This is a genomic window from Rhizobium sp. AC44/96 (assembly GCF_001692185.1).
Lineage (GTDB): Bacteria > Pseudomonadota > Alphaproteobacteria > Rhizobiales > Rhizobiaceae > Rhizobium.
In genome coordinates this window covers 33,142-57,202 of the sequence record NZ_LXKO01000012.1, presented here as the reverse complement: position 1 = coordinate 57,202, position 24,061 = coordinate 33,142, and the positions used below count along the sequence as shown (strand labels likewise).

At 60.7% G+C, this 24,061-nt stretch carries 24 protein-coding genes and 1 tRNA gene; 15 read left to right on the top strand and 10 right to left on the bottom strand.

What is annotated here, in order from left to right; all coding sequences use genetic code 11:
- Window positions 1-27: 27 nt before the first annotated feature.
- The 5 genes from nusA (at window position 28) to truB (ending at window position 6,582) form a co-directional block, all read left to right on the top strand.
- Window positions 28-1,632: a transcription termination factor NusA gene (nusA, locus tag A6U87_RS11985; RefSeq protein ID WP_065691497.1), complete on the top strand. Its 1,605-nt coding sequence runs from the start codon at window positions 28-30 to the stop codon at window positions 1,630-1,632.
- Window positions 1,632-2,321, top strand: a complete 690-nt coding sequence (locus tag A6U87_RS11980) for an RNA-binding protein (protein ID WP_065691496.1) — start codon at window positions 1,632-1,634, stop codon at window positions 2,319-2,321. The genes nusA and A6U87_RS11980 overlap by 1 nt, the downstream gene beginning before the upstream one ends.
- 100 nt (window positions 2,322-2,421) lie before the next feature.
- Window positions 2,422-5,154, top strand: a complete 2,733-nt coding sequence (gene infB, locus A6U87_RS11975) for a translation initiation factor IF-2 (RefSeq protein ID WP_065691495.1) — start codon at window positions 2,422-2,424, stop codon at window positions 5,152-5,154.
- Between the two features lie 75 nt (window positions 5,155-5,229).
- Complete coding sequence (gene rbfA, locus A6U87_RS11970; protein ID WP_065691494.1) at window positions 5,230-5,637, top strand: 30S ribosome-binding factor RbfA; 408 nt, start codon at window positions 5,230-5,232, stop codon at window positions 5,635-5,637.
- Window positions 5,638-5,649: 12 nt separating this feature from the next.
- Window positions 5,650-6,582, top strand: a complete 933-nt coding sequence (gene truB / locus A6U87_RS11965) for a tRNA pseudouridine(55) synthase TruB (protein ID WP_065691493.1) — start codon at window positions 5,650-5,652, stop codon at window positions 6,580-6,582.
- Window positions 6,583-6,624: 42 nt separating this feature from the next.
- On the opposite strand, the gene gstA is transcribed toward truB, so the two are convergent.
- Entirely contained in the window at window positions 6,625-7,233 is a 609-nt protein-coding gene (gene gstA, locus A6U87_RS11960) for a glutathione transferase GstA (protein ID WP_065691492.1), read from the bottom strand.
- A 286-nt stretch (window positions 7,234-7,519) separates the two neighbouring features.
- Between gstA and rpsO the strand changes: the two genes are divergently transcribed.
- The 4 genes from rpsO (at window position 7,520) to A6U87_RS11940 (ending at window position 11,827) form a co-directional block, all read left to right on the top strand.
- Entirely contained in the window at window positions 7,520-7,789 is a 270-nt protein-coding gene (gene rpsO, locus A6U87_RS11955; RefSeq protein ID WP_026283114.1) for a 30S ribosomal protein S15, read from the top strand.
- Window positions 7,790-8,117: 328 nt separating this feature from the next.
- Window positions 8,118-10,259: a polyribonucleotide nucleotidyltransferase gene (gene pnp, locus A6U87_RS11950; RefSeq protein WP_065691491.1), complete on the top strand. Its 2,142-nt coding sequence runs from the start codon at window positions 8,118-8,120 to the stop codon at window positions 10,257-10,259.
- 75 nt (window positions 10,260-10,334) lie between these two features.
- On the top strand, window positions 10,335-11,351 hold the full coding sequence (locus tag A6U87_RS11945) for a class I SAM-dependent methyltransferase (RefSeq protein WP_065691490.1): 1,017 nt from the start codon (window positions 10,335-10,337) through the stop codon (window positions 11,349-11,351).
- Window positions 11,352-11,419: 68 nt separating this feature from the next.
- Window positions 11,420-11,827, top strand: a complete 408-nt coding sequence (locus A6U87_RS11940; RefSeq protein ID WP_065691489.1) for an ester cyclase — start codon at window positions 11,420-11,422, stop codon at window positions 11,825-11,827.
- A gap of 47 nt (window positions 11,828-11,874) precedes the next feature.
- On the opposite strand, the gene fabI is transcribed toward A6U87_RS11940, so the two are convergent.
- From fabI to fabA, 3 genes are read right to left on the bottom strand one after another with little or no spacing between them, the layout of a single operon-like run.
- Window positions 11,875-12,681, bottom strand: a complete 807-nt coding sequence (gene fabI, locus A6U87_RS11935; protein WP_065691488.1) for an enoyl-ACP reductase FabI — start codon at window positions 12,679-12,681, stop codon at window positions 11,875-11,877.
- Window positions 12,682-12,685: 4 nt separating this feature from the next.
- Window positions 12,686-13,909 (bottom strand): beta-ketoacyl-ACP synthase I, encoded by a 1,224-nt coding sequence (fabB, locus tag A6U87_RS11930; RefSeq protein WP_065691487.1) that lies wholly within the window; start codon window positions 13,907-13,909, stop codon window positions 12,686-12,688.
- Between the two features lie 59 nt (window positions 13,910-13,968).
- Complete coding sequence (gene fabA, locus A6U87_RS11925) at window positions 13,969-14,484, bottom strand: 3-hydroxyacyl-[acyl-carrier-protein] dehydratase FabA (protein ID WP_065691486.1); 516 nt, start codon at window positions 14,482-14,484, stop codon at window positions 13,969-13,971.
- A 301-nt stretch (window positions 14,485-14,785) separates the two neighbouring features.
- On the opposite strand from fabA, the gene irrA reads away from it, so the two are divergent.
- Window positions 14,786-15,205, top strand: a complete 420-nt coding sequence (gene irrA, locus A6U87_RS11920; protein ID WP_065691485.1) for an iron response transcriptional regulator IrrA — start codon at window positions 14,786-14,788, stop codon at window positions 15,203-15,205.
- Between the two features lies 1 nt (window position 15,206).
- Here the strand turns inward: irrA and A6U87_RS11915 are convergent, their stop codons facing one another.
- Window positions 15,207-15,842: a trimeric intracellular cation channel family protein gene (locus A6U87_RS11915; RefSeq protein ID WP_065691484.1), complete on the bottom strand. Its 636-nt coding sequence runs from the start codon at window positions 15,840-15,842 to the stop codon at window positions 15,207-15,209.
- A 120-nt stretch (window positions 15,843-15,962) separates the two neighbouring features.
- On the opposite strand from A6U87_RS11915, the gene A6U87_RS11910 reads away from it, so the two are divergent.
- Window positions 15,963-16,445 carry a hypothetical protein gene (locus A6U87_RS11910; RefSeq protein ID WP_065691483.1) on the top strand — a complete coding sequence of 161 codons (483 nt, stop codon included), beginning with the start codon at window positions 15,963-15,965 and terminating at the stop codon, window positions 16,443-16,445.
- 6 nt (window positions 16,446-16,451) lie between these two features.
- Here the strand turns inward: A6U87_RS11910 and A6U87_RS11905 are convergent, their stop codons facing one another.
- A complete protein-coding gene (locus tag A6U87_RS11905; protein ID WP_065691482.1) occupies window positions 16,452-17,237 on the bottom strand; it encodes a YdcF family protein in 786 nt (261 codons plus the stop codon).
- Between the two features lie 231 nt (window positions 17,238-17,468).
- On the opposite strand from A6U87_RS11905, the gene A6U87_RS11900 reads away from it, so the two are divergent.
- Window positions 17,469-17,690: a hypothetical protein gene (locus tag A6U87_RS11900; RefSeq protein ID WP_065691481.1), complete on the top strand. Its 222-nt coding sequence runs from the start codon at window positions 17,469-17,471 to the stop codon at window positions 17,688-17,690.
- Between the two features lie 61 nt (window positions 17,691-17,751).
- Here A6U87_RS11900 and A6U87_RS11895 read toward each other — a convergent pair whose 3' ends face one another.
- From A6U87_RS11895 to A6U87_RS11885, 3 genes are all read right to left on the bottom strand, one after another.
- Window positions 17,752-18,075, bottom strand: a complete 324-nt coding sequence (locus A6U87_RS11895; protein ID WP_065691480.1) for a hypothetical protein — start codon at window positions 18,073-18,075, stop codon at window positions 17,752-17,754.
- Between the two features lie 204 nt (window positions 18,076-18,279).
- Window positions 18,280-18,355 (bottom strand) — tRNA-Ala (locus tag A6U87_RS11890).
- A gap of 153 nt (window positions 18,356-18,508) precedes the next feature.
- On the bottom strand, window positions 18,509-18,895 hold the full coding sequence (locus tag A6U87_RS11885; protein ID WP_065691479.1) for a TIGR02300 family protein: 387 nt from the start codon (window positions 18,893-18,895) through the stop codon (window positions 18,509-18,511).
- Window positions 18,896-19,143: 248 nt separating this feature from the next.
- On the opposite strand from A6U87_RS11885, the gene A6U87_RS11880 reads away from it, so the two are divergent.
- The 3 genes from A6U87_RS11880 (at window position 19,144) to rpsA (ending at window position 22,309) form a co-directional block, all read left to right on the top strand.
- Window positions 19,144-19,785 (top strand): FMN-binding negative transcriptional regulator, encoded by a 642-nt coding sequence (locus A6U87_RS11880; protein ID WP_065691536.1) that lies wholly within the window; start codon window positions 19,144-19,146, stop codon window positions 19,783-19,785.
- An 8-nt stretch (window positions 19,786-19,793) separates the two neighbouring features.
- The gene (cmk, locus tag A6U87_RS11875; RefSeq protein ID WP_065691535.1) at window positions 19,794-20,441 is read left to right on the top strand and encodes a (d)CMP kinase; all 648 of its coding nucleotides are present in this window, start codon (window positions 19,794-19,796) and stop codon (window positions 20,439-20,441) included.
- A 167-nt stretch (window positions 20,442-20,608) separates the two neighbouring features.
- Complete coding sequence (gene rpsA, locus A6U87_RS11870) at window positions 20,609-22,309, top strand: 30S ribosomal protein S1 (protein ID WP_065691478.1); 1,701 nt, start codon at window positions 20,609-20,611, stop codon at window positions 22,307-22,309.
- Between the two features lie 84 nt (window positions 22,310-22,393).
- Here the strand turns inward: rpsA and A6U87_RS11865 are convergent, their stop codons facing one another.
- Window positions 22,394-23,974 carry a hypothetical protein gene (locus A6U87_RS11865; RefSeq protein WP_065691477.1) on the bottom strand — a complete coding sequence of 527 codons (1,581 nt, stop codon included), beginning with the start codon at window positions 23,972-23,974 and terminating at the stop codon, window positions 22,394-22,396.
- Window positions 23,975-24,061 lie beyond the last annotated feature (87 nt).

The following is a 24,061-nucleotide window of genomic DNA, read 5'->3' as shown; positions in this document are numbered from 1 at the left end:
GGGACGCCTAGACGGAGAGAAAAGACAATGGCAGTCAGTGCGAACCGGCTCGAACTTCTGCAGATCGCAGATGCAGTGGCCCGCGAAAAGGTCATCGACCGCGAGATCGTGCTTGCCGCAATGGCAGACGCGATCCAGAAGGCAGCGCGCTCCCGCTACGGCACCGAGTCCAACATCCGCGCCGACATCAACCCGAAGACCGGCGAAATCCGTCTTCAGCGTCTGCTCGAAGTTGTCGATAAGGCCGAAGATTATTCGACCCAGATCCCGCTTGAGCTGGCCCGCGACCGCAACCCGGACGCAGCCCTTGGCGATTTCATCGCCGATCCGCTGCCGCCGATGGATTTCGGCCGTATTGCCGCCCAGTCCGCCAAGCAGGTTATTGTCCAGAAGGTTCGCGAAGCCGAGCGTGATCGCCAGTTCGACGAATTCAAGGATCGCGTCGGCGAAATCGTCAACGGCACCGTCAAGCGCGTCGAATACGGCAACGTCATCGTCGATCTCGGCCGTGGCGAAGGCATCATCCGCCGCGACGAAATGATTCCGCGCGAAAACGTCCGCTATGGCGATCGCGTCCGTGCATACGTATATGACGTTCGTCGTGAACAGCGCGGCCCGCAGATCTTCCTGTCGCGCACGCATCCGCAGTTCATGGTCAAGCTCTTCACCATGGAAGTGCCTGAAATCTACGACGGCATCATTCAGGTGAAGTCGGTTGCCCGCGATCCGGGTTCGCGCGCCAAGATCGCAGTGATCTCGAACGATAGCTCGATCGATCCGGTCGGCGCCTGCGTCGGTATGCGTGGTTCGCGCGTTCAGGCCGTCGTCGGCGAGCTCCAGGGCGAAAAGATCGACATCATTCCGTGGTCGCAGGACCCGGCGACCTTCGTCGTCAACGCCCTGCAGCCGGCTGAAGTCGCCAAGGTCGTTCTCGATGAAGACGCAGAGCGCATCGAAGTCGTGGTTCCGGACGAGCAGCTTTCGCTGGCCATCGGCCGCCGCGGCCAGAACGTTCGCCTGGCATCGCAGCTGACCGGCTGGGATATCGACATCATGACGGAAGCCGAAGAGTCGGAACGCCGCCAGAAGGAATTCAACGAGCGCACCAACCTGTTCATGGATTCGCTCGATGTTGACGAAATGGTTGGTCAGGTTCTGGCGTCGGAAGGCTTCGCAGCTGTTGAAGAACTGGCTTACGTCGATCTCGACGAAATCGCTTCGATCGACGGTTTCGACGAGGATACGGCACAGGAAATTCAGACCCGCGCTCGCGAATATCTCGAAAAACTCGAAGCCGAGATGGACGAGAAGCGCAAGGCGCTCGGTGTATCCGACGAACTGCGCGGCATCGACGGCATGACGGCCCAGATGATGGTTGCGCTCGGCGAAGACGGCATCAAGACGATGGAAGACTTCGCAGGCTGCGCCGCGGACGATCTCGTCGGCTGGAGCGAGCGCAAGAACGGCGAGACCAAGAAGTTCGAGGGCCTCTTCTCGAAGTTCGACGTTTCCCGCGTCGAAGCCGAACAGATGGTCGTTCAGGCGCGCCTCGCGGCTGGCTGGATCACCGAAGAGGACCTTGCGAAGGAAGCGGAAGCTGAAGAAGCTCCCGAGGCCGAGCAGGAAGTTTAATGTCTGCGCGTGAGCCTACCGTTTCTCCTGAGGATGACGATCTTGCAGGTTATGACGTGAATGGTCGCATGTGCATCGTGACGCGCGAAAGCGGATCGCCGGATGAGTTGATCCGCTTCGTCGCTGCTCCCGATGGAACGGTCGTCCCCGATCTGAAGCGTCAGCTTCCGGGTCGCGGCTGCTGGGTGAAGATCGACCGTGCTTTGGTCGACAAGGCTGTGGCGAAGAAGTCCTTCGCCCGCGCCTTGAAAGCGGATGTAAAGGTGGCGGCCGATCTCGGCGAGGCCGTCGACAAGCTGCTGCTGCAGCAGGTCATGCAGATGATGAACATGGCTCGCAAGGCCGGACAGTTCATCACCGGCTCCTCGAAAGTGGATGCCGCTATCAGAAGTGGCGCCGCCATCGCGGTGTTCCACGCGACAGACGCCGCGGCCGACGGCGTGAGAAAGATCGACCAGGCCCGCAAGGCCTGGCACCTCGGAATGGAGACCGAGGAGGAAATACCTTCCTACCAGCTCTTCTCGGAGGGCGAAATGGAAGGCCTGATGGGCCAGAACGCTTTTATCCATGCTGCAGTGCTTGCAGGGCAGGCGGGTGAGGGTGTAGTGAAGCGCGCAAAGATGCTTGAGCAGTACCGCAATGGCGGTCAGTCCCGGGCAGCGGGCGGCGCTGGCCGGCAAAAACAATGATACGGTCACCGGCTTGCCCGGTCCCAACATCATTGATCGACATATTTGATTGACAGGGCCTGATGACGTCATCGCTCCCTGTCCGAAGGAACGGGAACGAATGACCGATAGCAATGACGACAAGACACTGAACGGACCGGGCAAGAAGACTCTGACCCTGAAGCCGTCGGGCGTGAGCCAGGGCACCGTGCGCCAGGATATGGGCCGCGGCCGCACCAAGGCGGTCGTTGTCGAAACCCGCAAGCGGCGCCCGATGCGCCCCGAGGACGAACGTCCAATCACACCGGTAGCAGCACCGGCAGCGCCCGTGCGCGTCGCTGAACCTGCCCCCGCAGCAGCGCAGGCACCTGTTCAGGCGCGTCCGCAGCAGCCGCAGCAGCAGCGCCCCTACCAGGGTGGCCAGCCGTCGCGTCAGCAGCCTTCTTCGCAGCCGCAGCGCCAGCAGGACCGTCCGCGTCCTGTCGTGCTGAACCATCTTTCGCCGGAAGAAATGGACGCTCGCCGTCGCGCCTTGGCCATGGCCCAGGTTCGTGATGCCGAAGACGCCGTTCGTCGCGCCGAGGAAGAAAAGCGCCGCGCAGCCGAAGAGGTAGCCCGCCAGGCCGCTGAAGCCGAAGAAGCCAAGCGCCGTGCAGCCGAAGAGGCCGCCCGTGCTGCCGAAGCTGCTGCTGCTCCGCCGGCACCTGCCGCGCCGGCTCCGTCGGAAACACCCCGCGTTCAGTCGGCTGCGCCAGCCGTCCGCCGTACCGACAATGCTCCGTCGCCTTCGCAGGCCCGTCCCGCTCCGGGCGGCGCGCCTGGCGCCCCCGGTGTTCGCCGCCGTGAAAACGACGAAGACGACCGTGGCGCGCCGCGTGGCGGTGCTCCGGCCCGTGGCCGCGTCGTGCGTCCGGAACCGGCAAAGCCCGTTACCACGCGTCCGAAGGGCGACGATGGCCGCCGCCAGGGCAAACTGACGATCACCGCTGCGAGCACCGACGACGACGGCAACGCCCGTGGCCGCTCGATGGCCGCCATGCGCCGCCGTCAGGAAAAGTTCCGCCGCAGCCAGATGCAGGAAACGCGCGAAAAGGTTGTTCGCGAAGTCATCCTGCCTGAAACCATCACCATTCAGGAACTGTCGCAGCGTATGTCCGAACGCGCCGTCGACGTCATCAAGTACCTGATGAAGGAAGGCCAGATGATGAAGCCGGGCGACGTCATCGACGCCGACCTCGCCGAACTCATCGCCTCGGAATTCGGCCACACCGTCAAGCGCGTTTCGGAATCCGACGTTGAAGAAGGCATCTTCGACAAGGCCGACGATGCCGGCGAAATGGTGTCGCGTCCGCCTGTTGTCACGATCATGGGTCACGTCGACCACGGCAAGACCTCGCTGCTTGACGCCATCCGTCAGGCAAACGTCGTCTCGGGCGAAGCCGGTGGCATCACCCAGCATATCGGTGCCTATCAGGTCGAACAGAACGGTCAGAAGATCACCTTCATCGACACCCCCGGCCACGCCGCCTTCACGGCCATGCGTGCTCGTGGTGCGCAGGCAACTGATATCGCGATCCTCGTGGTCGCGGCCGACGACAGCGTCATGCCGCAGACGATCGAATCCATTAGCCACGCCAAGGCGGCCGGTGTTCCGATCATCGTGGCGATCAACAAGATCGACAAGCACGAAGCCAATCCGGACAAGGTGCGTCAGCAGCTTCTGCAGCACGAAGTCTTCGTTGAATCGCTCGGTGGTGAAGTGCTCGACGTCGAAGTGTCGGCGAAGAACAAGACCAACCTCGACAAGCTGCTCGAAGCAGTCCTGCTGCAGGCCGAAATCCTCGACCTCAAGGCTGACCCGAACCGCACCGCGGAAGGTATCGTCATCGAAGCCCAGCTCGACCGTGGTCGTGGCGCGGTTGCGACCGTCCTCGTCCAGAAGGGTACGCTGAAGCCCGGCCAGATCATCGTTGCCGGCGATCAGTGGGGCCGCGTTCGCGCGCTCGTCACCGACAAGGGCGATCATGTCAAGGAAGCGGGTCCGGCCATGCCGGTCGAAGTGCTCGGCCTGTCCGGCACGCCTGCTGCGGGCGACAAGTTTGCCGTCGTCGAAAACGAGAGCCGTGCGCGCGAGATTTCCGAATATCGCCAGCGTCTGGCCCGCGACAAGGCGGTTGCCCGCCAGACCGGTCAGCGCGGTTCGCTCGAACAGATGATGAGCAAGCTGCAGAACACCGGCTTCAAGGAATTCCCGCTGCTCATCAAGGGCGACGTGCAGGGTTCGATCGAAGCGATCATCGGTGCTCTCGACAAGCTCGGCACCGACGAAGTGCGGGCACGTATCGTCCATTCGGGCGCCGGTGCCATCACCGAGTCGGATCTGGCGCTTGCCGAATCCTCCGACGCCGCGATCATCGGCTTCAACGTCCGCGCCAACGCACAGGCGCGTGTTGCCGCCGAACGCGCAGGCATCGAGATCCGCTACTACAACATCATCTACGATCTCGTGGATGACGTGAAGGCAGCGATGTCGGGTCTGCTCACGCCGGAGCGCCGCGAAACCTTCCTCGGCAATGCCGAGATCCTCGAGGTGTTCAACATCACCAAAACCGGCAAGGTCGCGGGTTGCCGCGTCACTGAAGGCAAGGTCGAGCGTGGTGCTGGCGTGCGCCTCATCCGCGACAACGTCGTCATCCACGAAGGCAAGCTCAAGACGCTCAAGCGCTTCAAGGACGAAGTATCGGAAGTTCCGGTTGGTCAGGAATGCGGTATGGCCTTCGAGAATTACGAAGACATCCGCGCGGGCGATGTCATCGAATGCTTCCGCGTCGAGCATATCACCCGTACGCTCTGATCGTGCGAGACTAGAGTTGTGGACGGGCGCCGGATCATATGAGGCCGGCGCCCGAACCTTTTGAGGCAAAGAACAATGGCAACAAAAACCTCGACAGCACAGTCGCAGCGCATGCTGCGCGTCGGCGAGCAGGTGCGCGCCGCGATCACCCAGGTCCTGCAGCGCGGCGAAGTGCGCGACGACCTCCTGGAAAAGACCGTCATCTCCGTGTCCGAAGTGCGCATGTCGACCGACCTCAAGGTCGCGACCGCCTTCATCACGCCGCTCGGCGTGTCGGATCACGAGACGGTCCTCACGGCGCTCAACCGCCACGCCAAATTCATCCGCGGCCGTCTCGGCCCGCATCTCCGGCAGATGAAATTCATGCCGGAAATCCGTTTCCGCGACGATACGAGCTTCGACAATTACAAGAAGATCGACGAGCTCCTGCGTTCGCCGGAGGTCATGCGTGATCTCACTGACGGCGATACCGAAGAACAATAGTAGAAGAGCCTTATGTCCAAACCACGTAAGCCCAAAGGCCGCCCGATTTCGGGCTGGCTTATCCTTGATAAGCCTGTCGACTTCGGCTCGACGGAAGCGGTCTCCAAGATCAAGTGGCTTTTCAAGGCCCAGAAGTGCGGCCATGCCGGTACGCTTGATCCGCTCGCTTCCGGTATGCTGCCGATTGCGCTCGGCGATGCGACGAAGACCGTTCCCTACGTCATGGACGGACGCAAGATCTATGAATTCACCGTGACCTGGGGCGAGGAGCGCGCCACCGACGACCTCGAAGGCGACGTGACGCAGAGCTCGGACAAGCGCCCGACCGAGCAGCAGATCCGCGATCTCCTGCCAGGCTACACTGGTGTGATCAATCAGATTCCGCCGCAATTCTCCGCCATCAAGATCTCGGGCGAGCGCGCCTACGATCTCGCCCGCGAAGGCGAAACGGTCGAGATTCCGTCGCGCGAAGTCGAGATCTTCCGCCTGACGCTGCTCGAATGCCAGGACGAAAACACCGCGCATTTCGAAGTCGAGTGCGGCAAGGGCACCTATGTCCGCGCGCTCGCGCGCGACTTCGGCCGCGAACTCGGCTGCTACGGTCATATCTCCGGTCTGCGCCGCAGCTACGTCGCGCCGTTTGCCGAAGAGACCATGATCCCGCTCGCTGACCTCGTCGCACTCGAAGCGATCGAGGACAATGACGAGCGACTGGCCGCCCTCGATGTGCTCCTGATCGACACCAGCGAGGCGCTCTCCGCGCTTCCGCATCTGATCGTCAACGACGATCAGGCTCACCGTCTGAAGATGGGCAATCCCATCCTCGTGCGTGGCCGCGATGCCCCGGTCGCCGAAAGCGAAGCCTATGCGACCGCCCGCGGCAAGCTGATCGCCATCGGCGAGATCGGCCAGGGCGAGTTTCGCCCCAAGCGCGTTTTCGGCTGATTTGCAATGCGCGCGGCGTGATCCGCGCGCACCTTTCTGCAATCAGATCACGCCTTCGGCCTTCATGGCAGCCTGAACCGACGGACGAGCGCCAACGCGGGCGACGTAGTCCTTCAGCTTCGGCCACGCTTCAAGCGAAACGCCCGTCACGTTCGACCAGTTGGTCACGACGAATGCATAGGCGTCCGCAACGGTGAAGTTGGAGCCGGTGAGGTAGGCACGACCGTCAGCCAGCCGTGATTCCAGCCATTCGAATTTCTTCTGCAAGACTTCGCGCGCCGCGTCCTTTTCCGCATCGGTCTTGCCGGGGTGAAAGAGCGGGCTGAATGACTTGTGCAATTCGGACCCAATGAAGCTCAGCATTTCCTGAACGCGGGCGCGAGCAAGCGTGCCGGCCGGTGGCGCCAGGTCGGTCGCACCGTTGGTGTCGGCGATGTATTGCAGGATTGCCGAACCTTCGGTCAGGACTTCGCCGCCGTCGAGCTCGAGAGCAGGCACCGCGCCCTTGGGATTGATCGCCCAATAATCGCGGCCGCTTTCCATGACTTTCGTCTTGGTACTGACCTTCTCGATCTCGAACGGCTTGCCGATTTCATGGAGGACGACGTGAGACGCCATGGAGCAGGCGCCGGGGGAATAATAAAGTTTCACTCAATTTCCTTTCTGGAAATATCCTTGGGACGCGCAGGTGATAGCCAATTGGCTTTTTCGTGTAATCAACATTCTCGTGATCAACGCGCTGCAACGTTCGATACATGAGGCCAACAAGTGCCAAACGTGGGCGAGCAGGCGGCGAAAACTCCGCTCTTCCATTCATGCGCCGGATATTGTATAGGCAGCGCCAGCATCAGGCTTTGCTTGAATGCATTCGCGGCCAAAGCTGGACGACATCCCGGCTTTTGGCGACCTTATCTCCTCTCATCGAAAGGAACATCCGATGTCGATTACTGCTGAGCGCAAGACGGCACTTATCAAGGAATACGCAACGTTCGAAGGCGACACCGGTTCGCCGGAAGTCCAGGTTGCGATCCTGACCGAGCGCATCAACAACCTCACGGAACACTTCAAGGGCCACAAGAAGGATAACCATTCCCGCCGTGGCCTGCTGACGATGGTTTCGAGCCGCCGCTCGCTTCTTGACTACCTCAAGAAGAAGAACGAAGGCCGTTACACCAAGCTGATCACCAGCCTGGGTATCCGCCGCTAAGGCCTTTTTCGGCGGGCGCTCCTTGTGGACGCCCGCCGCATTTGTTTCCGGGGAACGTTTCTCCGACACCGCAGGACGCCGTAGCGTTTGCGGGACTGCCCGCGGACCCGGATGGGCCGGATCCGCAAAACCAACCGTTGACCTGTCATGGGGCAGGATTGCCGGATGCTTTCGGCCAAGGCGCACACCTTGGCCCGGCGTTCTCGAAAGGGAAGCCGAAGATGCAAAGCCTCCCGTTGTCTTGCCCATGATGCGTCATCAACAATTGCGGTCGTCTGCGCCGTGCCCTCGGGCCAATGGCGCGCCTCCGCATTGAAGGACAAGACATATGTTCGACACTCATTCCGTGGAAATCGAGTGGGCAGGCCGCCCGCTGAAGCTCGAAACCGGCAAGATCGCCCGTCAGGCTGACGGCGCCGTTCTCGCGACCTACGGCGAAACCGTGGTTCTCGCCACCGTCGTTTCCGCCAAGGCGCCGAAGCCTGGCCAGGACTTCTTTCCGCTGACCGTCAACTACCAGGAAAAGACCTACGCAGCCGGCAAGATCCCCGGTGGCTACTTCAAGCGCGAAGGCCGTCCGTCGGAAAACGAAACGCTGGTTTCGCGCCTGATCGACCGCCCGATCCGCCCGCTCTTCCCTGAAGGCTACAAGAACGACACGCAGGTCGTCGTCACGGTTATCCAGCACGACCTGGAAAACAACCCCGACATCCTGTCGATGGTTGCTGCTTCGGCTGCCCTGACGCTCTCCGGCGTTCCCTTCATGGGCCCGGTCGGCGGCGCACGCGTCGGCTACATCAACGGCGAATACGTCCTGAACCCGCATCTAGACGAGATGGACGAGTCGATCCTCGACCTCGTTGTCGCCGGTACGCACGACGCCGTTCTGATGGTTGAATCCGAAGCCAAGGAACTGAACGAAGAAATCATGCTCGGCGCCGTCATGTTCGGCCATCGTGGTTTCCAGCCGGTTCTCGACGCGATCATCAAGCTCGCCGAAGTGGCTGCCAAGGAGCCGCGCGACTTCCAGCCGGAAGACTTCTCCGAACTCGAAGCCGAAATGCTAAAGCACTTCGAAGCCGAGCTGCGCACCGCCTACAAGAACACGCAGAAGGCTGAACGCTACGCTGCCGTCGACGCCGTCAAGGCAAAGGTCAAGGCGCACTTCTTCCCGGAAGGCGAAGAGCCGAAGTACACCGCCGAAGTCATCGGCGCGATCTTCAAGCACCTGCAGGCCAAGATCGTTCGTTGGAACATCCTCGACACTAAGAGCCGTATCGACGGCCGCGATCTCGAGACCGTTCGCCCGATCGTCTCGGAAGTCGGCCTCCTGCCGCGCACCCACGGTTCAGCTCTCTTCACCCGCGGTGAAACGCAGGCGATCGTCGTTGCCACGCTCGGCACCGGCGAAGACGAACAGTACGTCGACAGCCTCACGGGCATGTACAAGGAGCGCTTCCTGCTCCATTACAACTTCCCTCCCTACTCGGTTGGCGAAACCGGCCGCATGGGTTCTCCGGGCCGTCGCGAAATCGGTCACGGCAAGCTCGCATGGCGCGCTATCCGCCCGATGCTGCCGACAGCCGAGCAGTTCCCCTACACGCTGCGCGTCGTCTCTGAGATCACCGAGTCCAACGGCTCGTCCTCGATGGCAACCGTCTGCGGCACCTCGCTCGCTCTGATGGACGCTGGCGTTCCGCTCGCTAAGCCGGTTGCCGGTATCGCCATGGGCCTGATCCTCGAAGGTGACCGCTTCGCCGTTCTCTCCGACATCCTCGGCGACGAAGACCACCTCGGCGACATGGACTTCAAGGTTGCAGGTACTGCCGACGGCATCACCTCGCTGCAGATGGACATCAAGATCGCCGGTATCACCGAAGAGATCATGAAGGTCGCGCTCAGCCAGGCAAAGGGCGGCCGCAACCACATCCTCGGCGAAATGGCCAACGCCATCACCGAGAGCCGTGGCCAGCTCGGCGAATTCGCTCCGCGCATCGAAGTCATGAACATCCCGGTCGACAAGATCCGTGAAGTCATCGGCTCCGGCGGCAAGGTCATCCGCGAAATCGTTGAAAAGACCGGCGCCAAGATCAACATCGAAGACGACGGCACCGTGAAGATCGCCTCTTCCTCGGGCAAGGAAATCGAAGCGGCCCGCAAGTGGATCCACTCGATCGTTGCCGAGCCTGAAATCGGCGTGATCTACGAAGGCACCGTTGTGAAGACCGCCGACTTCGGCGCCTTCGTCAACTTCTTCGGCGCCCGCGACGGCCTCGTCCACATCTCGCAGCTTGCTTCCGAGCGTGTTGCCAAGACCCAGGACGTCGTCAAGGAAGGCCAGAAGGTTTGGGTCAAGCTCCTCGGCTTCGACGAACGCGGCAAGGTCCGCCTGTCGATGAAGGTCGTTGACCAGGCAACCGGCCAGGAAATCCCTGCCGACAAGAAGAAGGAAGAAGCTGCAGCCGAGTAAGCTGCGCCTTCCCGAGACTTCATGGGCGCGGGGTAGTTTCCGCGCCCTTTTTGTATTCAAGAACGAGATAGAACCATGAGCAGCGAGACGCTGAAGACACTGTTCCACCCCTTTGTAAGCGGCACCGTTGAGGCGCCCGGCGAGGGCGAGCGCGTGCTCTTCCTCGGCGCCCAGGCGGGCTTTGCGCTGCCGGAAGGCTTTGCCGCCTCGCTGAGCGCCGTACAGGGCTTTCGGTCGCTGTACCGACAGTTGCTCGCCCAGCGCATCGAAACCACGCCTGAGGTCGAAGGCGAGGACTATGATGCCGTTCTGGTTCTCTGCAACAAGCACAAGGGCGAGAACGAGGCGAATATCGCCGAAGCACTCACCCGCGTGAAGATGGGCGGTCTCGTCGTCGTCGCCGGCGGCAAGGAAGACGGCATCCAGCCGCTGCGCAAGCGCATGGAAGCCTTCGGCCTGTCGCTCGAGCACATGCCGAAATACCACGGCGTCGCCTTCTGGTTCGGCGCGCCTGCCGATTCGAGCGAGATCATTGCCAAGTTCGCCAAGCCGCCGGTGCGTGTCGATGGCCGCTTCGAGGCCGCCGCCGGCATGTTCTCCCACGACCGCATCGACGACGGCTCGGAACTGCTCGCCTCGCGCCTGCCGGTCGATTTCACCGGCGATGTCGCCGATTTCGGCGCTGGCTGGGGCTATCTCTCCGTAGAGCTGGCCGACCGATCCCCCGGCGTCAGCCGTCTCGACCTCTACGAGGCCAATCACGCCGCCCTGGAGGCCGCCAAGGCCAATATGGCGGAGAACTGCCCTGGCGTGCCCGCGCGTTTCTTCTGGCATGATCTGGCCGGCGAGCCGGTCAAGGACAAGTACGATCTCATCATTATGAATCCGCCGTTCCACGAAGGCCACGCGGCGGAGCCGTCACTCGGCCAGGCGATGATCAAGACAGCCGCTTCGGCGTTGCGTGGCGGCGGACGCCTGCTATTGGTCGCCAACCGTGGTTTGCCCTACGAGCCGGTCCTTGCCGCAAACTTCAAGGAAAGCGGCGAGACCTGCCGCAACGCCCGCTTCAAGGTGCTCTGGGCGAAGAAGTAACCTCCGGCATAGGCAGATCTTTCAGATCTGCTAGACTTCCCCCAGCACGCCTAGTGGAGGGGGAAGCCATGGACGCAGAAGCCAACAAGGACCTCGTCAGAGCCTATGTCGAGGCATTCAACCGCTTCGACATGCCAGCGCTGCGGGCGCTATTTGCCTCGGACGCGCGGATCTACGGTGTTCTGGGATATGGCGGGCTCGACGATGTCGAACCCATCTGGCACGAGCTCCACGAGGGTATGAACATAAACCTCGAGATCCTCGATATCGCTGCCGAAGGGCAGAATGTCGTCGCCCGCTACCGGGAGACAGGTCGCTATACCGGTTTCTTTCGCGGTCTCGTCGGTCATGACCCGACCGGGAAAAGCTACGATATCACCGCAATAGAATGGTTTGTCATCGAAGACGGGAAGATTGCGACCCGTTGGGGCGCTCGCGACTCAGCGGCAATCCTGCGGCAAGTCATGCATCCCTAGCGGATGCGCCTAAAGGAAAAGCCGGGCTTGGAGCCCGGCTTTTTGTCTTATTCCACGTCTGCCTTGCGCAGCGCCTCGAGCGCCGGCATCGAGGTTATGTTGAACCCGGCATCGACGAAGTGGATTTCGCCGGTCACGCCTGCCGCCATGTCGGAGAGCAGGTAGAGGGCCGAATTGCCGACGTGATCGATGGTTACGGTCTTGCGCAGCGGCGAGTTCTGCTGGTTCCAGGAAAGGATAGCGCGCGCGTCGGAGATGCCGGCGCCGGCAAGCGTGCGGATCGGGCCAGCGGATATCGCGTTGACGCGAATGCCGCGCGGACCGTAGTCAGCCGCCAGATAGCGCACGGAGGCCTCGAGTGCTGCCTTGGCAACGCCCATGACGTTGTAGTTCGGAATGACGCGCGTCGAGCCGTTATAGGTCAGCGTCAGCATCGAGCCGCCTTCGTTCATCAGCGGCGCAAGGCGCTTGGCGATTTCCGTGAAGGAGAAGCAGGAGATGACCATCGTGCGGCTGAAATTGTCGCGCGTGGTGTCGGCGTAAAGGCCCTTCAGCTCGTTCTTGTCGGAGAAGCCGATGGCATGCACGACGAAGTCGAGCGTGCCCCAGCGTTCCTTGATCGCTTCGACCGTGGCGTCGACCGAGTCAATGTCTTCAACGTCGCACGGCAGGACGAAGTCTGATCCGACCTCGGCCGCCAGCGGCTTGACGCGTTTGCCCAGTGCGTCACCCTGGTAGGTGAAGGCAAGTTCTGCACACTGTGCGGCCAGCGCCTTTGAAATTCCCCAGGCGATGGAATGGTTGTTCGCAACGCCCATGATAAGCCCGCGCTTACCCTGCATGATTCCCGTCATATTGTTATCCGTTGTAGCGCTGGAAGACGAGCGTGGCGTTGGTGCCGCCGAAGCCGAAAGAGTTGGAGAGCGCGATGTCGATCTTGGCGTCGTCGATACGCTTGCGAACGATCGGCACGCCGTCGAATTCCGGGTCGAGCTCTGTGATGTGAGCGCTTTCGCCGATGAAGCCAGCCTGCATCATCAACAGAGAGTAGATCGATTCCTGTACGCCGGCAGCGCCCAGCGAGTGACCGGTCAGCGACTTGGTCGACTGGATGTGCGGCATCTTGGCGCCGAATACTTCGCGGATCGCGCCGATCTCCTTGCTGTCGCCGACAGGCGTCGAGGTGCCGTGCGTGTTGACGTAGTCGACATCGCCCTTCACCGTCGAGAGCGCCTGGCGCATGCAGCGCACCGCGCCTTCGCCCGACGGAGCGACCATGTCGTAACCGTCGGAGGTCGCGCCGTAGCCGACGATTTCAGCGTAGATCTTGGCGCCGCGCGCCTTGGCGTGTTCCAGTTCTTCAAGAACCAGAACGCCAGCGCCGCCGGCGATGACAAAGCCGTCACGGCTGACATCGTAAGCACGCGAGGCCGTTGCCGGCGTGTCGTTGTACTTGGAGGACATCGCGCCCATGGCATCGAACAGGTTCGACATCGTCCAGTCGAGGTCTTCGTGACCGCCGGCGAACATGATGTCCTGCTTGCCCCATTGGATCATCTCGGCGGCGTTGCCGATGCAATGTGCCGAGGTCGAGCAGGCCGACGAGATCGAGTAGTTGACGCCGTGGATCTTGAACCAGGTCGCGAGCGTGGCGGAGGCCGTCGAAGACATCGCCTTCGGCACGGCGAACGGGCCGATGCGCTTCGGGCTGTTGTTCTTGATGGTGATCTCGGCAGCTTCGATCAGGGTACGGGTCGAAGGACCGCCCGAACCCATGATGATGCCGGTGCGCTCGTTGTTGCTGATGTCGCTTTCTTCGAGGCCCGAATCGGCGATCGCCTGCTTCATCGCAACGTGATTCCACGCACCGCCCTGGGAGAGGAAGCGCATGGCACGGCGATCAACGAGATCCGTCGGATCAAGCGTCGGACGACCCCAGACCTGGCACTTGAAGCCATGCTCGGCAAAATCGTTGGAGAAGGAAATGCCGGACTTGGCATCGCGCAGCGAAGCGGTGACCTCGGCGGCATCATTGCCGATCGAGGAAACAACGCCCAGACCCGTGACAACTACCCGTCTCATGTGTTTCGACCTTTTCGTTTTTTCTAACTTGGAGAACCGGGCACGAGTGCCCGGCGAAATCAGGCTTCTTTATCCTTGGACAGGCCGACGCGCAGGTCGGTTGCCTGATAGATGGTTTCGCCGTCTGCCTTCAGCCAGCCATCGGCGGTGCCGAGCACCAGGCGGCCGCGCATGACGCGCTTGAAATCGATGCCATATTCGAGAAGCTTCGTGGTCGGGCGGATCATGCCCTTGAACTTCACTTCGCCCGTCGAGAGCGCCATGCCGCGTCCGGGCTCGCCCAGCCAGCCGAGGAAGAAGCCGGTCAGCTGCCACATGCCGTCAAGGCCGAGGCAGCCAGGCATGATCGGGTTGCCCTGGAAGTGGCAGGGGAAATACCAGTCATCCGGCTTCACGTCGTATTCGGCGCGGATATAGCCCTTGTCGAAGGCGCCGCCGGTTTCGGAAATATCGGTGATGCGATGGACCATCAGCATCGGCGGCAGCGGCAGCTGCGCATTGCCCGGGCCAAACAGCTCTCCGCGGCCGCAGGCCAGGATTTCCTCGTAGTTGTAGCTGGATTGTTTCGTCGCCATGAAAACTCTAATTCCCCCCGCAACTATGCCGATGGATGTGAACGTTTAGTCCAAGTACAGCAGAAAATGAAGCATAAGCATGGCTGAGCTTCCCCACCAACAAGGACCGGCTGTGCGCCTTATTTGGTGGTCGCATACAGGAAGGCCAAGCCCTCGGCCAGAGGTATTTGCTCGAAAAGCCCGATTTCGCGGCCTTTTCGCACCTGTTGTCCCCATTGAAGCTATTGAAAGGCTTTTGCGCAAAAGTTATATGGCTAAGGAAACCTGATTGCTGGACGCTAGATTAAACGGAGTTCGTCGAATGGCGGCTGAAGCCCCGCTTACCATCGAAGCAAGGCTGCGTAGCGCAGGCTTGCGACCGACGCGACAGCGTGTGGCCCTGGGTGATCTGCTCTTTGCAAAGGGCGACCGGCATCTGACGGTCGAAGAGTTGCACGACGAAGCGGTGGAGGCCGGCGTGCCGGTTTCTCTCGCAACGGTTTACAACACGCTGCACCAGTTCACCGAAGCCGGCATGATTCGTGTGCTCGCGGTGGAAAGTGCGAAGACCTACTTCGACACCAATGTCTCCGATCACCACCACTTCTTCATTGAGGGCGACAACGACGTCCTCGACATCCCGGTAAGCAACCTGACGATCGCCAACCTGCCGGAGCCTCCCGAGGGCATGGAAATCGCCCATGTCGACGTGGTCATCCGGCTGCGGCCGAAGCAGCGCTAAGCTACATCACATCATCGGGATGGCGGCCAGGCTTGGCCTTGTAGGTCGGGATCGTCCAGCCGAAATGGAGCGCACCGCCACGAACGGCGAATGCCGCAAGAACACCCACGGCGGACGCCGAGTAGATGGGTAGATCCAGTCCATTCGCGACCGTGAAGATCCCGGAGCCGATCAGCGCTGCGGTGATATAGATTTCCGGCCGCAAGAGCACCGACGGCTCGTTGGCAAGCAGATCGCGCAGGATCCCGCCGAACGTCGCCGTCAATGTGCCGGTGACGATGGCGATCGTTGGCGAACCGGTTGCCGCAAGGCCCTTGGCGGCGCCCATGACGCAATACGCCGACAGTCCGACGGCATCGAGCCATATCAGCAAGCGATAGCGTGACTCGACCAGATGCGCCGTGAAGAAGACGATGATGCCGGCGGCGCAGCAAACCAGGATATAGGTCGGGTTTAAGACCCAGAATACCGGTACACGACCGAGCACCATGTCGCGCACCGTGCCGCCACCCGCTCCAGTCACGATCGCAAAAAACAGGAAGCCGACCAGATCGAGCTGCTTGCGCGATGCTGCGAGCGCACCAGTCGCTGCAAAAAGCGCAACGCCGGCATAATCCAGATAGACGAACAATGACATGCGGTGCTCCGGAGACCGACAGGATATCCTGATGAATGAATCATGGCGGCAAGGGCGGCGCAAGGCGGCTCTGCCAAAGTCGTCGATTGATAGCCCCCTATTCGGCCAAAAGAGAAACCCGTGAAAACGCTCCTGATCACCCTGAACCTTCTCGCATTCCTCGTGATGCCCGTTGCCGCCTTTGCTCAGCAATCGTTGCTTTCCGATCCGGAGATCTACGAGAAGAAGCACTTTCAGGAGCAGTGCACCAAGGCTGAGTTCTCGGACGCCTTCGTAACGCATCAGGACATCAACAATGACGGCCTGATCGATACGGTGGTCAATGAAGGGGAGCTCACCTGTGATGGCGAGAAGGGGCCGGGCTGCAACGACGATGGTTGCACCTACAACTTCTACCTCCAGGTCGCCGAAGGCGGCTACTTCATGATCGCGACCGCGCAGATCTACGGCTACGACTTCGTCCAGCGCTTTGGCAACATGGTCCTAGCCATGAAGATGCATCCGCGCTTCTGCGACCGCCCGGATGCCGACCCGACAAAGGAGCAGTGCACGGTCACCGCCCGGGTGCGTGGCACGAAGTTCGTGACGATCTCCAAGAAATAGATTGCGTTAGCCCGGATAGAGCGCCGACGTGCGCCCGGCAAAATAGTACCCGACCAGCCCGAACCACTCGCGAATGGCCGTTGCCATGTTCTGCGAGTTCCGGTTCGGCTGGGTGAAGTCGATCCCGAGGACCTCATGTCCGTCGGTCCGGTAATCGGTCGGCCAGGGCACGATATTGATTCCCTGCTTGCGAAAGATGCCGACCGAGCGCGGCATGTGGTAGCCGGACGTGATCAGCAGGCAGTCCGACAGCCCCTGGCTTGCCAGCAGTTCCTTGGTGTTCGTCGCGTTTTCAAAGGTGGTACGCGATGTCGTCTCTTCGACCAGGCGCTCTTTTCCGACGCCGAACAGCGGGAAGAAGCGGGCGGATATCACCGCATCGCCTTCGTAGATGCCCGACATCGAGCCGTCGCCGCCTGAAATCAGGATGCGGGATTGCGGGTATTTCTGCGCGAGACGCAGCGCTTCGATGAAGCGGTCTCCGCCGGCGTTGAATTCGATGCCGTGGCGCGCCGTATTGACCTCATTTTCGAAGGCACCGCCGAGCACGATCATGCACTGCAGGTTTTCGGGATCCTCACGCTTTGGAAAGCTTTCCTCCAGCCCCTGCAGAAGATAGGTACCAAGGCTCGTATAGAGCGTGACGAAAAGGATGAGCGCGCCAAGTGCTGCGCTTGCAATACCCGTCTTGCGCCACCTGACGCAGCTGAGAAGCACGGAGAGCACGGCGAAAAGGAAAGCGAGAGAGAGCGGCTGTCCAAAAACCCAGACAAGTTTTGAAAAGAGAAACAAAGGCAACGCCCTCCTGGATTTCGATCGACCTCTTTATCCGATGCGATAATGAAGGAAGCGCGACATGGTCAACCGCATCAGCCACGATTGCACGCGTTTTTACCCCGGCTGAAGCTGCGATGCCCGTTCCCCTTGCATGCGCCGAAATGACGCTTTGTCAAAAGAAGGCCGGGCCATAGCTACCTCCAAGCTGGCAACAAGACTGCCAGTCCTACCGAACGGAGGAATGCGATGATCAAGAAAACAGCTTTGACTATTGCGATCCTGGCAATTGGCGCCGTTCCAACGATGGCCGCCACCCATTATTACGTTGTGCATCCCCATGACAGTACGAAATGCAGCGTGGTTTCCAAGCATCCCGACGGCAAGATGGAAATGATGGTCGGCGGCGCGCACAAGACGAAAGCGCTGGCCGAATCTGCCATGATGTCATCGCCCGCTTGCAAATCCTAAATAGACAAACACGGCTGATACGCGCCCGCCGACCGGCGGGCGTGCGAATCCTCAATCGCCGCTAGATCACGGAATACGCGAACAAGACCCCGATTCCGACGATTGCGACAAGGCCCAGCAGGAAACATTGATCTGCGAACAGTTCCAGCCGCCTGCTTGCCACCACGTTGTCCTCCATCCGCAACGACAAATACGAGCTCATTGCACTGGCGAGGAACACCAGCGTTGCCAGGGCGGCATATTCGTCGACATGGCTGCTTTGCCCCTTGAGTTCGGTGACCTTCACCAGGCCGATCAATGTCATGCAGATGCCGATCATCGTGCCGGAGGTCGGCAGGATATGATGGGAAAGGGCGATTTTCCGGCCGTGGGTATCTTGTGACATGGCGCGCCTCCGCAGCTAGCCAGCGTACAGTCTGGAGGTTAGCCTCCGCATTTGCGGCAGCGTTAAACGGCGCGAACTGGGCGAAATTACTGGCAAGCGAAGCTTCACCGCGCTGCAAAGTGACGCACCAGGCGATCAAATTCAGGTGATGCGGAACGCCGGAAAGGATCGAGCATCGGACCTAGAATTCAGAAGAAGGAAGATTGGTGGAGCTAAGCGGGATCGAACCGCTGACCTCTTGCATGCCATGCAAGCGCTCTCCCAGCTGAGCTATAGCCCCATCAGGGTGGTCCGGTTTGTGGCCGGGCCTGGGATGCTTCGCGAAGCGCTTTGCCTCAGGAAGTGGCGGCTTATTACTTCCGGTTTTCGGAGATGGCAAGCCCAAAAAAATAGGCCCGGCGAAATTTTCTCGTCCGGGCCGATAGTTATCGGATCAGACTTCGTCTTCGTCGCCGGTCACGCCGATGATGTCGCTCATGTCGTCGTCATCGTCGTCTTCGTCAGCTTCGAGGAAGGTATCGTCGTCATCGCCTTCGATTTCAACGTCGTCATCGCCCATATCGGGAATGTCGTCGCCGGATGCGCCTTCATCGGCGTCCTCGAGCGAAACCAGTTCGACTTCCGTGCTTTCGGCATCGACTTCCGCGACCTCTTCTTCGTCCTGGGCTTCTGCGGCAGCAGCAGCTGAGGTTTCCTCGAAGTAGGAGAGGGGGTAGGACTTGCCTGTGTAAGGAGAAACGATCGGATCCCGGTTCAGGTCGTAAAATCGCTTGCCGGTTTCCGGATCGGTACGCTTGGTTCCAAGTTCCGCTTTCGCCACTGTTAGCCTCGTGAGAATGGCCGAACCTAGATTCGGCAAATGCCGTTAAAACCGGCGTTCTGTTCGGAATTTATAAGCCGGTCCCCATAATCGTTGCAGCCTTACATGTCAAAGCCAAACTTCATGCTTTGCTCATGCGCGTTACGCAACGACTGGATGACCGGCGCCGTCCTTTGTGTTAGTGACCCGGATATTGTTCATTTGCAAGGGAAAGCCGGCATTGCCCCGGCACCCGAATGGATCGCTCGATGTATCAGCCCCCGCATTTCAGAGAAGACGATCTCGACACCCAGCATGCGCTGGTTCGCGCCCATCCACTTGGCCTGCTCATCACCGCGGGCCAGTCGGGCCTGATCGCCAACCCCGTGCCTTTTCTTCTGGACGCTGCCGCCTCGCAAAAGGGGACGCTGCGCCTGCATGTCGCCAGAGCCAACGGGCAATGGCGGGATATTGAGGCCGGCGCCGAGGTGCTTGCCGTGTTCCAGGGTGCCAATTCATACGTGACGCCATCTTGGTACAAGACCAAGCAGGAGACCGGCAAGGTCGTTCCGACCTGGAACTATGCCATCGTGCAGGCGAAGGGCTCAGCGCGGGTGATCGAGGACGCGAACTGGCTTCTGGCGCAAATCACCGCGATCACCCGTCAGCAGGAAGGGGAGCGGGAGAAGCCGTGGGCGGTCGGCGACGCACCGGACGATTTCATCCGTGCGCAGATGAAAGGCATCGTCGGCATCGAAATCGAAATCTCCTCGATCGAAGGCAAATGGAAGGTCAGCCAGAACCGACCGGTTGCCGATCGGGAAGGGGTCGTGGTGGGCCTTGGCGAAATGCCGGATCAGGCCGAGATGATCGACCTCGTTCGCCATTACGGCGGATTGACCACGGAATGAGTGCATCCATGACCATGCAGAACTTTACGATCGCCATTGATGGTCCGGCCGCGGCCGGCAAAGGCACGTTGTCGCGCCAGATCGCCGAGGCCTATGGTTTCCATCATCTCGATACCGGCCTGACCTATCGCGCAACGGCGAAGGCGCTGCTGGACGCCGGCCTGCCCCTCGATAGTGAAATAATCGCCGAAAAGATTGCTCGCGAGGTTGAACTCGGCGGCCTGGATCGCGACATACTCTCGAAACACGAGATCGGCGAAGCTGCGTCGAAGATTGCTGTCATGCCGTCCGTCCGTCGCGCGCTGGTGGAGGCACAGCGCCGGTTTTCGGAAAAGCAGCCGGGCACCGTGCTCGACGGTCGCGACATCGGAACCGTGGTCTGCCCGCAGGCGCCGGTGAAGCTCTATGTGACGGCTTCGCCGGAGGTGCGTGCCCGACGCCGCTATGACGAGATTATCGGCAGGGGAGGCCCGGCCGACTACGCGGAGATTTTCGAAGACGTCAAACGGCGCGACGAACGCGACATGGGACGGGCCGACAGCCCTTTGAAACCAGCGGAAGACGCGCACTTGCTTGATACGTCGGAAATGAGTATAGAGGCCGCGTTTCAAGCTGCGAAATCGATCATCGATGCGGCCTTGAACCGAAATACATGAATTGAGGCGTTTGATCAGGGCTTTGCCCGATTCGCCTTGCAAGACAGCCTGAAATTCCGTCCAAGCGCCGGATTGCCTTCGATGAGAGGGCGGACGGGGATCAGGCTCATTCAACACGAACCAACCGGCGCATACGTGTCCAGATATCCGGACACGCAGGAGATTTCATGTCAGTAGCTACTCCCTCTCGCGAAGATTTCGCGGCCCTTCTGGAAGAATCCTTTGCCAAGAACGATCTGGCTGAAGGCTATGTAACCAAGGGTATCGTAACGGCAATCGAGAAGGACTCCGCCGTTGTCGACGTTGGCCTCAAGGTCGAAGGTCGCATTCTGCTCAAGGAATTCGGCGCCAAGGCCAAGGACGGCACGCTCAAGGTCGGCGACGAAGTCGAAGTTTACGTTGAGCGCATCGAAAACGCTCTCGGCGAAGCTGTTCTGTCGCGCGAAAAGGCTCGCCGCGAAGAGAGCTGGGTCAAGCTCGAAGCCAAGTTCGAAGCTGGTGAGCGCGTTGAAGGCGTTATCTTCAACCAGGTCAAGGGCGGCTTCACGGTTGACCTCGACGGCGCGATTGCCTTCCTGCCGCGCTCGCAGGTCGACATCCGTCCGATCCGCGACGTTACCCCGCTGATGCACAACCCGCAGCCCTTCGAAATCCTCAAGATGGACAAGCGTCGCGGCAACATCGTCGTATCGCGTCGTACGGTTCTGGAAGAATCCCGTGCCGAGCAGCGTTCTGAAATCGTTCAGAACCTCGAAGAAGGCCAGGTTGTTGACGGCGTCGTCAAGAACATCACCGATTACGGTGCGTTCGTTGACCTCGGCGGCATCGACGGCCTGCTGCACGTCACCGACATGGCATGGCGCCGTGTGAACCATCCGTCGGAAATCCTGTCCATTGGCCAGCAGGTCAAGGTTCAGATCATCCGCATCAACCAGGAAACCCACCGCATCTCGCTCGGCATGAAGCAGCTCGAGTCGGATCCGTGGGATGGCATCCAGGCCAAGTATCCGGAAGGCAAGAAGATCTCCGGTACCGTCACGAACATCACCGACTACGGTGCGTTCGTCGAGCTGGAGCCGGGCATCGAAGGCCTGATCCACATCTCGGAAATGTCCTGGACCAAGAAGAACGTACACCCCGGCAAGATCCTGTCCACGAGCCAGGAAGTCGAAGTCGTCGTTCTCGAAGTCGATCCGTCCAAGCGTCGTATTTCGCTCGGCCTCAAGCAGACCCTGGAAAACCCGTGGGCGGCATTCGCTCGCAACCATCCGGCCGGCACTGAAGTCGAAGGCGAAGTCAAGAACAAGACCGAATTCGGCCTGTTCATCGGCCTCGACGGCGATGTTGACGGCATGGTGCACCTCTCTGACCTCGACTGGAACCGTCCGGGCGAACAGGTCATCGAAGAATACAACAAGGGCGATGTCGTTAAGGCTGTCGTTCTCGATGTAGACGTCGAAAAGGAGCGCATCTCGCTCGGCATCAAGCAGCTCGGCAAGGACTCGGTCGGCGAAGCTGCCGCTTCCGGCGACCTGCGCAAGAACGCTGTTGTTTCGGCTGAAGTCATCGCCGTCAACGACGGTGGCATCGAAGTGAAGCTCGTAGACCACGAAGACATCACCTCGTTCATCCGCCGCGCTGACCTCGCTCGCGATCGCGACGACCAGCGTCCGGAGCGCTTCTCGGTTGGCCAGACGGTTGACGCTCGCGTCACCAACTTCTCGAAGAGGGACCGCAAGGTCATGCTTTCGATCAAGGCTCTGGAAATCGCTGAAGAGAAGGAAGCCGTTGCTCAGTTCGGTTCGTCCGACTCTGGCGCTTCGCTCGGCGACATCCTCGGCGCGGCTCTGAAGAACCGCGGCGAATAATCGCCAGCCGTCAGGCTTGAAGAATAAGAGAACCCGCCGGAGCGATCCGGCGGGTTCTTTCGTTTTGGTTCGTTGAAAGCCGATTTATTCCCAGCCGACCATGCGGCGGTAAAGGGCATAGGCCTCCTCGGCCACCGGCGGCATGGCGAGGCCTGGTGCCGGAAGAAGCTGCATCGACGTATCGTTCCGTGGCGCGACCGGTGGGGGAGCATCGTCGGCATCTGCAAGCATTGCCGGCTCGTCTGCGGCACCATCCGCCGGAGCGTCGGAATCGCCTTCGTCTTCCTGCTCGTCGGATTGTGGTCCAGCGTCGTGGTCTTCCCGGTGCATTTCCCTGGAGCCGCTATCGTCCGCCTCATCCTTGGCGAATTGATAGGGCTGCGGCGCATACGGCACGCCTTCGACGATCTTCATCAGCACGGGCGCGTTGGCCATGTCGATCGTCGGCGCATCAGCGGGGCGCGGATCTGCTTCGTGCGTTGTCTGTCGGTTCGCGGCTGCATTGATCGCCGCCGCATCCAGCGCCGGTTGAGCCGTGAGCGGAGACGCCTGACGAGCAACCACTGCCTGCAATACCGGCTGATCGGATGGCCGGATCAGCTCGTCGGGAATGTCGCCAATCAGGGCGTCATCGAGAATGACGTCGATGTCCACTGCGGGATCGATATCGGCCGCCTCCAGCAAGGTCTCGCTCTCCTGATCGCGGATGATAGCAACGATCAGATCCGTTGCGTCCTCTGACAAGGAGGCGGGAATGCCGGCCCAGCTCTTCGGAATGATGGGATCAGCCTTCGCTGCCACCGGCGCTGGTTCCGGTTCTATCGGCGTTGTGCTTTCGGCGGTGTCGGCGATGATGCGATCGGTATCTTCCGGTTTGAAGGCGGCACTCTTCGCCTCGGGGAGCTGCTGCTGCGCTTCCTTCCTGGTCGTGGTCGAAATCTTCTCGCCCAGGCGGGCATCCGCGACGTTGGCGGCCTGACCGGTCGACACGGGCTTTTCAGCCGACTTGGTGTCGCTGGTTGCCGCCGCCGTGATTGTAGTCTTTGCCGACGTCTCGCTCGCTCGCTCGCTCTGCGCCGGGACCGTTGCTTTGTTGGTGGCGGGAAGGTTCTCTCGTTGGATACTGATTTCCGCGCGTTGTTCCTGGCGCGGCGCAGCGTCATTCTGGCCATAGGAACGGTTGACGGCCCGCGCTACGAGATCGCGGTCCTTGTAGCGCATGGTTTCCAGATAGGCGACAACACGAGCGGCCTCCGGCCCGGACGGATTCTTGAGTGCCTCGACAAGAAGGCGCACCGGGATATCGTGACCTTGCGCGACAAGCTGCCGTTCGATCTGCGCAATCTTTGATGCCGGCAGCTTTTGGATGGCCTCGGCGAGCCGGGAGGCAAAGACAAGATTGGTCTCCGCATCATCACGCGGCACGACAAGAGCATCGGCGGTCGTCTTGAGGGCGTCGAGCAGCGCCTCCACCATCCGTTCGCGGACAGCGAGCAGGAGAATGCTCAGCTTGCCTGCGATGGCCGAATTCAAATCCGTCGTTTCGACTTGTTGAACCGGTGCAATCGCCGTTGCGGCGCGCACTAGGCTGTCGGCATTTAGGGACGCGCTCTGTCCCTGAGCCGAAAAACTTGCATTTGACGCTGCACGAACCGGAGTCAACATGGCATGCTCCTTCCATCGTAAAATGCTGTGAAAAGCAGGTTACAGGAGAGCCGCGCTCATCGGGCCCCTCGCATTCCGGCAGGTCCT